Annotated in this window: 6 protein-coding genes; 3 read left to right on the top strand and 3 right to left on the bottom strand. The window is 65.3% G+C overall.

What is annotated here, in order from left to right; translation table 11 throughout:
- Positions 1 to 66: 66 nt before the first annotated feature.
- Positions 67 to 750, bottom strand: coding sequence for a hypothetical protein (locus tag ACDP63_RS19585; RefSeq protein WP_051419755.1), 684 nt, complete (start codon positions 748 to 750; stop codon positions 67 to 69).
- Positions 751 to 1,231: 481 nt separating this feature from the next.
- Here ACDP63_RS19585 and ACDP63_RS19590 point away from each other — a divergent pair, with 481 nt between their 5' ends.
- Complete coding sequence (locus tag ACDP63_RS19590) at positions 1,232 to 2,038, top strand: hypothetical protein (RefSeq protein WP_024845422.1); 807 nt, start codon at positions 1,232 to 1,234, stop codon at positions 2,036 to 2,038.
- A gap of 54 nt (positions 2,039 to 2,092) precedes the next feature.
- Here ACDP63_RS19590 and ACDP63_RS19595 read toward each other — a convergent pair whose 3' ends face one another.
- Complete coding sequence (locus ACDP63_RS19595) at positions 2,093 to 3,358, bottom strand: CAP domain-containing protein (protein ID WP_409928512.1); 1,266 nt, start codon at positions 3,356 to 3,358, stop codon at positions 2,093 to 2,095.
- A gap of 205 nt (positions 3,359 to 3,563) precedes the next feature.
- On the opposite strand from ACDP63_RS19595, the gene ACDP63_RS19600 reads away from it, so the two are divergent.
- Positions 3,564 to 4,055 (top strand): hypothetical protein, encoded by a 492-nt coding sequence (locus ACDP63_RS19600; RefSeq protein WP_231486879.1) that lies wholly within the window; start codon positions 3,564 to 3,566, stop codon positions 4,053 to 4,055.
- Positions 4,056 to 4,115: 60 nt separating this feature from the next.
- Entirely contained in the window at positions 4,116 to 5,021 is a 906-nt protein-coding gene (locus tag ACDP63_RS19605) for an AAA family ATPase (protein ID WP_409928513.1), read from the top strand.
- Positions 5,022 to 5,199: 178 nt separating this feature from the next.
- On the opposite strand, the gene ACDP63_RS19610 is transcribed toward ACDP63_RS19605, so the two are convergent.
- Complete coding sequence (locus ACDP63_RS19610) at positions 5,200 to 5,655, bottom strand: DDE-type integrase/transposase/recombinase (RefSeq protein WP_409928514.1); 456 nt, start codon at positions 5,653 to 5,655, stop codon at positions 5,200 to 5,202.
- Between the last annotated feature and the right edge of the window lie 409 nt (positions 5,656 to 6,064).

A 6,064-nucleotide genomic window follows, 5' to 3' on the forward strand; every position in this document is an offset into this window, starting at 1 on the left:
GTGGTTCCAAGGGCCGGGCCCAGGCTCGGCCCCGCAGGGTGGGGCTTGGCTTGCCCATGCGCAGGATCAGCCGTTGCCCTCGCCGCCTTCGCCACCGCCTTCGCCATCGCCGTCGCCTTCACCGCCGTCCGAGCCCGCATCGGACCCGCCATCAGAGCTGTCCGAGCCTTCGCCCGACCCGTCTGTGCCGCTGTCGGCCCCGTCCGAACCCGGAGTTTCGCCCTCCGCATCCCCTTCGGCCCCGTCATCCGTGCCATCCCCGTCCGCACCGGTTTCGTCACCGGCGCCGGGGCCAGCTTCCGTTTCAGAGGCAGCCGGGCCGCCTTTGCCCGATTCATCCGGTGCCGGGCGGAGCTCGACGCCGTCCACCGAGATCAGGCTGCCATTGGCAATGCTGTAAACCAGCTCCGTCGGCCGGCCATCGCGCTGCGCATTGATCGTCAGGATCGGGCCTTCGCGCAGGATATGCACGTCGGTGAACCCCTGCGAGACCAGCGTTCGCGCGATTTCCTCGTCATTGTCGAGCTGTTCCAGCAACGGGTAACCCGGCTCGAGTACCGCGCCCAGGGGGGTGCTTGGCTCGGTCGCTGCACCCGGCACGATGGCGGTATTGCCCGAGGGCGTCTCGATCACGGTCGTGTCGCCTTCGATCACTTCGCCGCTTTGCGCAAGCGCCGTGGAGCCCATGATGGCGCCAAGCGCCAGGGCCTTGCCGCCGACCAGGGCGGTCGTCAAACTGCGTTTCAGCATGGCTCTTTCCTCCTTCATGCTCATCGGGTCTCAACCCGGCCGGGGGGCAAGGGTTTCGTCACGCCGGATCGCATCGGCGTCATCTGGCACGGAATTTCGGCAGCCGGGAGCCGGGAGCCGGGAGCCGCGGCATATCCTGCCTGCGTATCGTTGTCGCACCCCGGCTAACCCTTTTCGGGAATCGGGCGGATGGTGCGACAATGCAGGGGACGGCGCGGCGCCCGCGCGGTTGGCAGCGCCGTCACCCGTCATCGCCCCGATCTGGAATGCCATGCCGCGCAGCGCATTCCCGGCAAGAATAACCGGCACGGTGCGCGAATTGGAAGCTTGCCCGGTGGAACAGCTGCCCAAAAAGGCAGCTTCTCATGCGGAAAGCTGTCGGGCAACACTGGGTCTGTTCGTTTTCCGATTGTCCCTTTGACGGATTGCAATCCGTTATCGATTGTCTGGGAGGTTTGTTGTGAAGAGTGTTCTGTTTGGAATGAAGGCCGATTGGTCGGCCGCTTTGGAGCGCAGCGCGCAATCCGTCGGTATCCAAAGCCAGATGGCGGATCTTCGGCATGCCGATCTGTCCGGCTATGACGCCGTCGTTCCCTTGACCCTGTGGGATCGGGATTTCCTGGATGAACGGCGGATCCGGGGCGACATGTTCAACGCCCTGTTCCCCAGTTCCGCTGCGCAGGAAAACTGCCATGACAAGCTTGCGTTCAACCGGCTCATGGCCGCTGCCGGCCTGGGCGATTATATCCCGGCGATGTTTGGCGATCCCGCCGCTCTTCCGCTTGGCAAGCCCATCATCGTCAAGCGGCGAAAGGACGAATGGGGCAAGCTGTCGCGTATTTGCTGCATCGGCCAGGATGCACCATTGGTTTACGATCCGGACCAGGAATTCCTGCAAGAATATGTTCCGGGAACCGTCGAACTATCCGCTTATCTTTTGATGCGCGATGGCAGGATCGTTTTTTCCCGCACGGCGATATTCGATATGCCGGACATGCCGCATGTGAAAGGCATCAATACCGGCCACCAGAATCTGGCATGGCGGGACGGAACGCGCCACGGGGATCTGTTCACGGAAATCCTGGATACCGTGGGGTTCGCGAACGGTGCCTGCTGCATCGACTTTCGCGAAGTGGACGGCAAGCCGAAGATATTCGAGATCAATCCCAGGCTGGGCGGATCCCTGACCGGCGATGCCGGCAGCTATTTGCAGCATTATCTGCTGGCGGCTTGCGGCACGCGCGCGCGTAGCGCGGCCGATTCCGTCAGGCTGCCGGTCGCCGCCTGACCCCCGGTTTTCCGGACCGGCCCGAACCTCGGCCGGTCCCGCCAAGGAAGGCGGTCAGATCGCGAATATGTCGTCCGCCACCCCCGCCACCGTCAGGTTCTGGCCGTTGATGACGATCCGGTCGCCGTCGCCGAAATCGATGACCACGCCATTCGCGGTCTTTTGCATGTGGTCGCGAATGAAGGCAGCCGGGTTCGCGTCCAGCCTGGCATCGTCGATCAGCAGCCGATCGATGCCGCGCTGGTATCCGTTGATCGTGTCGGCGCCATGGCCGTCGTGGAAGATGAAGGCATCGGCCCCTGCCCCGCCGATCAGCACGTCGTTGCCCGCGCCCCCGATCAACGTGTCATTCCCGTCGCCACCGACCAGGCGATCGTTGCCCGGCTCACCCCAAAGCCGGTCATTGCCTGCACCGCCGTCCAGCGTGTCCTGGCCGACCCCGCCCAAGATGAGATCCTGCCCCATGCCGCCCCAGATCAGGTCGTTGCCGGTCTCGCCGCGCAGCTGGTCGTTCCCCTCGGCGCCGGCCAGGGTATCGTTGCCGGGGCCGCCTTGCAGCACGTCGTTGCCCAGGCCGCCATGCAGGGAATCGAAACCTTCGCCGCCGATGATCCGGTCATTGCCGGGACCGCCGTTCAGCGTGTCGTTGCCGCCCTTGCCATCCATCCAGTCGTTGCCATTCCCGGCCGAGGCGACATCGTTGCGCGCCGTCAGGCGATAATCGTCGTTGCGCGGCGTGCTTTGCGCCGGGCCAGGGGTGACGAAAACCTCGCCGTTGAAGGTCGAGAGCCAATCGGCGCGCGACTGCATCGACAGATCCGCACCGGGATTGGCAACGCGGGTGAAGCTGCCGGTATCGACGCGCACCTGTCCGTCGGTATCGGCAAAGTTCTGCGTCGCCATCAGCACCTTGTAGTCGCGGCCGTTCACGGTGAGATAGCCGACCTCCAGCCCGATGCCGATGAAGGCGGCATCGCTCATGATGTTCTGGTAATGGCCCGGGCTGTTCATCAGGTTCTGGTGCAGTTGGCGGATCTCGTCGCGCAGGTCGGCCTCGCCCTGGATGGTGACATAGGCGATGTTTTCGGCCGTCATCCAGTTGCCCGCCAGATCGAAGCCCGCCGCCTCCATCCGCTCGCGCGAGGACGAGCCGCCCCGGCCGGTATGCGAGAAGACATCCGCCTCAAGCATCCAGCGGCTATGGCCTTCCGAGGAATCGTTGAGCCGTTTTTCGATGGACAAGACAGGAAGCCCCTGGGCCTGACGGGCCTGGTTGACCAGGCTGACGAAGTAGCGTTCGTTTGCAGATGCAAAGGACATGGTCGGTATCCGCCTCGCGAGAACTCATCTCATAAAATGCAGCTTTCGGGAGCATATCAAAGCGGGGACGAAAGCAGAACCTCGGCTCCGGCGGAGCGGCGGATATCGGCCAGCCGCCCTGCACCCATGGCGGGCGATCGCCAACGGACTGCAGGTCTGCACCTCGAATGTGGGCGAGACATTCTTGGCTATCCATTGATATTAAATGCTCTTCGGAAGAATGACGACCCCGCCAGGACGCCGGGAAGCCATTAATATCAATCCACTAAGCCAGAATGATCCAAACCGCCCCGCTATTGAAGATCAAGAGCTTACAGGCGCGGGCTCCAATAGCATTTCCGGTGCTGCAAAAGAAAATCCCGGCGCGCTGGCGGGCGCAACCGGGACCGATCTGAAAAGCTTTTGGAGCTGGTTTGACCATAACCTGAAACGGCAGATCGCGGCAAGCGAACTTGTGTCGGCGCTGCTGAATTGCGCGCCGGAGGATCGCGTTCCCTTCCTCGAAATCCTGCTGGACCAGCTGCGCCCCGGCTGGCCGCAGTCCTTGTTGATCGACCTCATGCGGGAGGCGCGCTGGTGGGTGACGAATGCCAGCCGGGCCGAGCGCAAGGCATATTGCCTCGCCTGCCATGAGGGCATGCCCGAGGACGACCAGCGGTCCTTCGTGGCTTACATCACAGGGGCGCGTCATGGCTGACGCCCCCCCTGCGACGAAATGGCGAATGCACCGGGCGGCCCGCCGAAGGAAGGGCCGACCGTGGTGAACTTCGCGGCCGAGAAGGCCAAGCGCGCCGATCCGAAAGCCCGCAAGAGCCAATTCTTCACCGCGACCATGCTGGACGGCAAGGAGGTGCCGGCGCGCAACTGGCTGGTGCCTGGCCTGATCCCCTCGGGCACGGTCACGCTGCTGACCGGCGATGGCGGCACGGGCAAATCGCTGCTGGCCCTGCAACTCGCCACCGCCTGCGCCCTCGGCAAGCCCTGGCTCGGCAAGACCGTGGCCGGGGGCCGTGCCCTATTCGTCTCGGCCGAGGACGATGAGGACGAGCTGCACCGCCGCCTGGCCGATGTGCTGGATGCCGAGGAGGCGAGCTTCGCCGACCTCGACCAGCTTGCCCTGCGCAGCCTGGCGGGCGAAGACGCGCTGCTGACGGAACTGGACACCCGCACCGGGAAACAGAAGGCCACCGACCTGTTCGGCGAGCTCGACGCCTTCCTGACCGATCTGGCGCCCGCGCTGGTGGTGCTGGACACGCTGGCGGACCTGTTCCCCGGCAACGAGAACGACCGGGCGCAGGCGCGGCAGTTCATCGGCATGCTGCACGGGCTGGCGATCCGGCACGATTGCGCCGTGGTGCTGCTGGCGCATCCGTCCCTGTCGGGCATCCAGAACGGCACCGGCATGTCGGGCAGCACCGGCTGGCACAATTCGGTGCGGTCGCGGCTCTATCTGGAACGGGTGATCCAGGGCGACGACGAACCGAACCCCGATGCCCGGGTGCTGCGCACCATGAAGGCGAACTATGGCCCCACGGGTGCGGAAATCGCCCTGACGTGGCGCAATGGCGTCTTTGTGGCGGACGAGCCTGAAACCGGGCTGGACCGTAGCGCGAGGCACAGCCGAGCCACTCCGCGATCATTGGAAGGGCTCTGGGGTGATTGAAGCTGCTCTCTGGCTCTGCCGGTCGGTTTCGCTCTGGTTGACGCAGACCGCGGCGGGCGGCTGTCCGCCATGGGCGGCGCGAGGCCGCTCTGGTGGCTGCAGAAGGCGATCCACCTGCCGGCGCCGGCCCTGGCCTGCGCGCCGGTCTCCCAGGCGTGCGGGTAGGCGCATTCATGCATCAGGGATCGCCGGAAGCGCTCGATGAAGACGGTGTCGAGACAGCGCCCCTGCCATCCATCGAGATGCGGGTGCCGGCCCGTTTCAGCCGATCAACCCAAGTGCAGGACGTGAACTGCGAAGCTCGATCGGCGTTCATGATCTCGGGTGGGCCACAGTGGTGGGCCGCCTCGTTCCGGGCCGCAACGCAGAAATCCGCCGCCGGCGTGTTCGAGATGCGCCAGGCCAGCAGCTTGCGGGGGAACCGGTCCATGACGGCGACCGGGCAGAGGCAGCCCCGCCGCATCGGCAGGTCGGCGATGCCGGCGCACCCGACCTGGTCGGGTTGCTCGACCCGCCCCCCCAGCGGATAGGGATAGGTCTTGCGCCCCGGCGCGGGCCTGCTGGCAGCGGGTTTCCGGCGCATCGGCATCAAGCGCATGAGCCGCATCAGCCGCCGGCTGCGCGTGACGTTCACGGCATGGCCTTCGTTGTGCAGGGGCCGGGTCATCTGCTGCACGCCGGCATCTGCTGCACGCCGTAGCAGGACGTTTCCGGAAACTGCCGGTCGATCAGCCGCATAAGGGCGAGGTTCATCCCGGTCTCGTCCCTTGCTGCGCAACAGGACGCGGACCGCGAAATCGAGGACCGCGGGATCGACAGCAGGNTCATCTGCTGCACGCCGTAGCAGGGCGTTTCCGGAAACTGCCGGTCGATCAGCCGCATAGGGGCGAGGTTCATCCCGGTCTCGTCCCTTGCTGCGCAACAGGACGCGGACCGCGGGATCGAGGACCGCGGGATCGACAGCAGGCGGCATGGCGCCCCGAGCGACAGCGCGGGACGGGAGCGTTCAATCATCGCGTTCGGGATCGGCCTTGAACCGGTGG

Source organism: Paracoccus sp. P2, from assembly GCF_046335115.1.
GTDB classification, from domain to species: domain Bacteria; phylum Pseudomonadota; class Alphaproteobacteria; order Rhodobacterales; family Rhodobacteraceae; genus Paracoccus; species Paracoccus pantotrophus.